We start from the raw sequence: 3,864 nt of genomic DNA, 5'->3' as shown, positions 1-3,864 counted from the left end.
GACATAGGTACCAGTTTAAGGTGATAGCTTCTTATTTTTTTCGGAAATAGTCAAGGAGTGGTGAAAGGTCTTTTAATGCTGGCTTGATTTTATCAATTGAAGTCATAATATCATCTATTTGGCCCATCAGCTGATTGAAATCTACTCCATCTTTATTCTTTACTTCGGGAGCTTCATTTTCAACTTTCCTAGCACGTTGGCCAAACATCAGTCGATCAAACCGGTTCATCCCGGAATGTTCTTGCTCTCCCCCTTGTTTTTTTTCAACATCCTCATGTTCATTACTCATCTTTTATCACCAACCTATACGTAAAAATTTTCTATCGAAAACGATTACTATAATCTTATGTATCCCCGCACAAAATGAAATAGGCCTGTATCACGTATAACAATAGGTTAATGTGGAATCTTACAAAAAATAAAACCAAAGAGTTGATAACATGTAAAAAATGAATTAAAATTAGTACCAAGTCATAAGATTTGATAATAAGAATAGCTCGGAATATAAAAAGCTTATTCATAAACTTTTGTTTTCTCATAAAAAAGGGAGATGTTTGTATGGGTGTAGGAATAATCGGAATCAATCGATTCGTACCAGAAAAAGTGGTAACAAACCAGGATCTTGAAAAAATTCTAGACACATCAGATGAATGGATTCGTACAAGAACAGGAATAGAGGAACGTAGAATTGCAGATGATGATACAAATACATCTGATATGGCTTATGAGGCAGCACGTAAAGCAATTGAAGATGCAGGAATCACACCGCAAGAATTAGATATGATCATCGTAGCTACAGTAACGCCTGACCATCCATTTCCATCTGTAGCATGTATGATTCAAGAACGTTTAGGTGCGAAAAATGCAGCTGCAATGGATATTGGTGCGGCATGTGCAGGATTTATGTACGGAATTATCACAGGTAAACAATTCATCGAAACTGGAACCTACAAGCACGTACTAGTAGTAGGTGTTGAAAAACTTTCAAAAGTCGTGGACTGGAGCGACAGAAATACAGCCGTATTATTCGGAGACGGAGCGGGTGCAGCAGTCCTTGGTGAAGTTTCAGAAGGCAGAGGAATTCTTTCATTTGAATTAGGTGCAGACGGTACAGGTGCTAAACATCTTTACCAAGACGAACATATTATTATGAATGGTCGCGAAGTATTCAAATTTGCAGTAAGACAAATGGGTGAATCCAGTGTGAATGTTCTGGAAAAAGCAGGATTGACACGGGAGGATGTAGATTACTTAATCCCACACCAAGCAAATATTCGAATCATGGAAGCTTCTAGGGAAAGACTTGAACTCCCAGTTGAAAAGATGTCAAAAACAGTCAATCAGTTCGGAAATACATCTGCAGCCTCAATCCCAATTTCAATTGTTGAGGATATCCAAGCAGGAAAAATTAAAGACGATGACGTAATAGTAATGGTAGGATTTGGTGGAGGTTTAACCTGGGGTGCCATCTGTATCAAATGGGGCCGATAAGAAAGGATTTTAACCAGAATTGTCGTAGCAAAGGATACAATTTTGAAAAAGGTTGGAAGGAGAAAACGTTATGCAAAAGAAACGTGTAGTAGTTACAGGAATGGGCACGGTTTCGCCGTTAGGCAATGATGTGAAAACGACTTGGGAAAATGCTAAAAATGGCATCTCAGGTATCGGTCCATTAACAAGAGTGAATATCGAAGGCTTACCTGCAAAGGTAGCAGCGGAATTAAAGGATTTTAATCCTGAAAATTATATGGATAAAAAAGAAGTACGTCGTATGGACCGCTTCACACAATATGCAATGGCCGCTTCCTTTATGGCTGTTGAAGATGCAAACTTAACGATCACTGATGAAATTGCTCCACGCGTAGGAGTATGGATTGGTTCAGGTATTGGTGGTATGGAAACACATGAAGAACAGCACAAAATTTTCTTAGAAAAAGGCTATCGTCGTGTAAGTCCATTCTATGTACCAATGATGATTCCGGATATGGCAGCTGGTCAAGTATCAATCGCTATTGGGGCAAAAGGAATCAACACATGTACAGTGACAGCATGTGCGACTGGTACGAACTCAATTGGGGATGCGTTTAAAGTAATCCAGCGCGGAGACGCGGACGTAATGATTACAGGTGGAACTGAAGCTCCGTTAACGAATATGTCATTTGCTGGTTTCGTTTCAGCAAGAGCATTATCGTTAAACCCGGATCCAAGTACAGCAAGTCGTCCATTTGATAAAAATCGTGATGGATTTGTAATGGGTGAGGGAGCTGGAATTCTTGTTCTTGAAGAACTAGAACATGCGCTAGCACGCGGTGCTCATATCTACGCAGAAATAGTTGGTTATGGTGCAACTGGAGATGCCCATCATATTACGGCTCCAGCACCTGGTGGTGAGGGCGGAGCTCGCGCAATGCGACAAGCCATTGCAGATGCAGGACTTTCTCCAAGTGATGTTGATTACATCAATGCTCACGGTACTAGCACAGATTACAACGATAAGTTTGAAACTGCAGCAATCAAAGAAGTTTTTGGCGAGAATGCTTATAAAGTAGCAATTAGTTCAACAAAATCAATGACAGGACATTTGCTCGGAGCTGCGGGCGGTGTGGAAGCGATCTTCTCAATACTAGCGATTAAAGAAGGAATCATCCCACCGACGATAAATTATGAAACACCAGATCCAGAATGTGACTTAGACTATGTTCCAAATAAAGCAAGAGAGCAGGAAGTTAATGTAGCCTTAAGTAACTCCCTAGGTTTCGGTGGACACAACGCAACCATCCTATTTAAGAAATATCAATAAAAAATAAGTAAAGGAATCAGGCCAAGTGGTCTGGTTCTTTTTTTTGTGGAGTTGAATACGATATATTGCTGCGAAAGGAAGTGAAGGAATGGGGATAATCCGTACGGACCAATGGTTAAAGGAATCACATGAAAATCCAGTTGAACTTTGTAAAAAACTAACAAGCTATTTTTCAAAGGGAGCAGCTGCACGCGATATTTACCAATATTTAAAAATGCATGGAATGTATAGGTCAATCTCTGAGCCTTTACTTGAAAAGCTTCCAAAAAATGTGTGGGCTAAAGTAGAAAAAGAATATGAAGTCTTGCAAAAACAATGGAGCGGCCCGCAGATTCCGATATTCATTTTTCCAGCTGATGAAACCAACTCCAAAATCAAACGCGATTTTAACGGAAAATCTGGCCTTGCGTTTAAGGACAAATTATTTCTATTTTTCTCATCGCATAATACACATTCAGAAATTAAAGCCGTCTTAACCCATGAATACAATCATGTGTGTCGATTAAAAAAATACAAAAAAAACGAAGCGGATTTTACGCTTTTGGATACAGTGATATTAGAAGGATTTGCGGAAAATGCGGTCCGCGAACGATGTGGGAGTGCAAATTTGGCAGGCTGGACGAACTATTACTCCAATGAAGAGCTTCAAAAATTAGTGGAACAACTCATTATCCCTAATCGAAATATAAAAAGAAATGAACGAAGATATACCGATCTACTATATGGAAAGGGATTTTACCCAAAAATGGCAGGCTACTGTGCGGGCTACTATCTTGTTCGAAACTATTTGGAATCCGGTAAACTACAAACTCAAGACATCTTAGGGGTGGATTCAATGGAGTTTGTAAAGGAGTATCTTTGATTTTAACCGCAGGAGTGGAAGAGCCTGTGGTTTTTTTGTGGTTTGATAGGGTTTTTGGTGAAAAATAGGAAAGAGTGATGTGGAAAAACGGATAAGTCATAGCTTATGGATAAAACAGGAAAAAGTCATATCATAAATGCTGGATAAGCAAGGACTTATGGATAAAACAGGAAAATGTCATATCATAAATGCCGGATAAGCA

The 3,864-nt window shown here is 39.3% G+C and carries 4 protein-coding genes; 3 read left to right on the top strand and 1 reads right to left on the bottom strand.

Annotation, left to right across the window (positions count from 1 at the left end; all coding sequences use genetic code 11):
- Positions 1-31 precede the first annotated feature (31 nt).
- Positions 32-289, bottom strand: a complete 258-nt coding sequence (locus V7112_RS23685; protein ID WP_335424425.1) for a hypothetical protein — start codon at positions 287-289, stop codon at positions 32-34.
- A 269-nt stretch (positions 290-558) separates the two neighbouring features.
- Here V7112_RS23685 and V7112_RS23680 point away from each other — a divergent pair, with 269 nt between their 5' ends.
- From V7112_RS23680 to V7112_RS23670, 3 genes are all read left to right on the top strand, one after another.
- The gene (locus tag V7112_RS23680; RefSeq protein ID WP_335424423.1) at positions 559-1,491 is read left to right on the top strand and encodes a beta-ketoacyl-ACP synthase III; all 933 of its coding nucleotides are present in this window, start codon (positions 559-561) and stop codon (positions 1,489-1,491) included.
- Positions 1,492-1,561: 70 nt separating this feature from the next.
- Positions 1,562-2,800 carry a beta-ketoacyl-ACP synthase II gene (gene fabF / locus V7112_RS23675; RefSeq protein ID WP_335424421.1) on the top strand — a complete coding sequence of 413 codons (1,239 nt, stop codon included), beginning with the start codon at positions 1,562-1,564 and terminating at the stop codon, positions 2,798-2,800.
- A gap of 88 nt (positions 2,801-2,888) precedes the next feature.
- Positions 2,889-3,662 carry a DUF2268 domain-containing protein gene (locus tag V7112_RS23670; RefSeq protein WP_335424419.1) on the top strand — a complete coding sequence of 258 codons (774 nt, stop codon included), beginning with the start codon at positions 2,889-2,891 and terminating at the stop codon, positions 3,660-3,662.
- Positions 3,663-3,864 lie beyond the last annotated feature (202 nt).

Origin of the sequence: Bacillus sp. JJ1566 (genome assembly GCF_036962685.1) — a bacterium.
Lineage (GTDB): Bacteria > Bacillota > Bacilli > Bacillales > Bacillaceae_L > Ferdinandcohnia.
This window is presented reverse-complemented; position numbering and strand designations above follow the sequence as displayed.

Excerpts from the sequence above, each read along its gene's own strand:
- fabF (WP_335424421.1), top strand. The coding sequence starts at position 1,562 with ATGCAAAAGAAACGTGTAGTAGTTACAGGAATGGGCACGGTTTCGCCG.
- V7112_RS23670 (WP_335424419.1), top strand. The coding sequence starts at position 2,889 with ATGGGGATAATCCGTACGGACCAATGGTTAAAGGAATCACATGAAAAT.
- V7112_RS23680 (WP_335424423.1), top strand. The coding sequence starts at position 559 with ATGGGTGTAGGAATAATCGGAATCAATCGATTCGTACCAGAAAAAGTG.
- V7112_RS23685 (WP_335424425.1), bottom strand. The coding sequence starts at position 289 with ATGAGTAATGAACATGAGGATGTTGAAAAAAAACAAGGGGGAGAGCAA.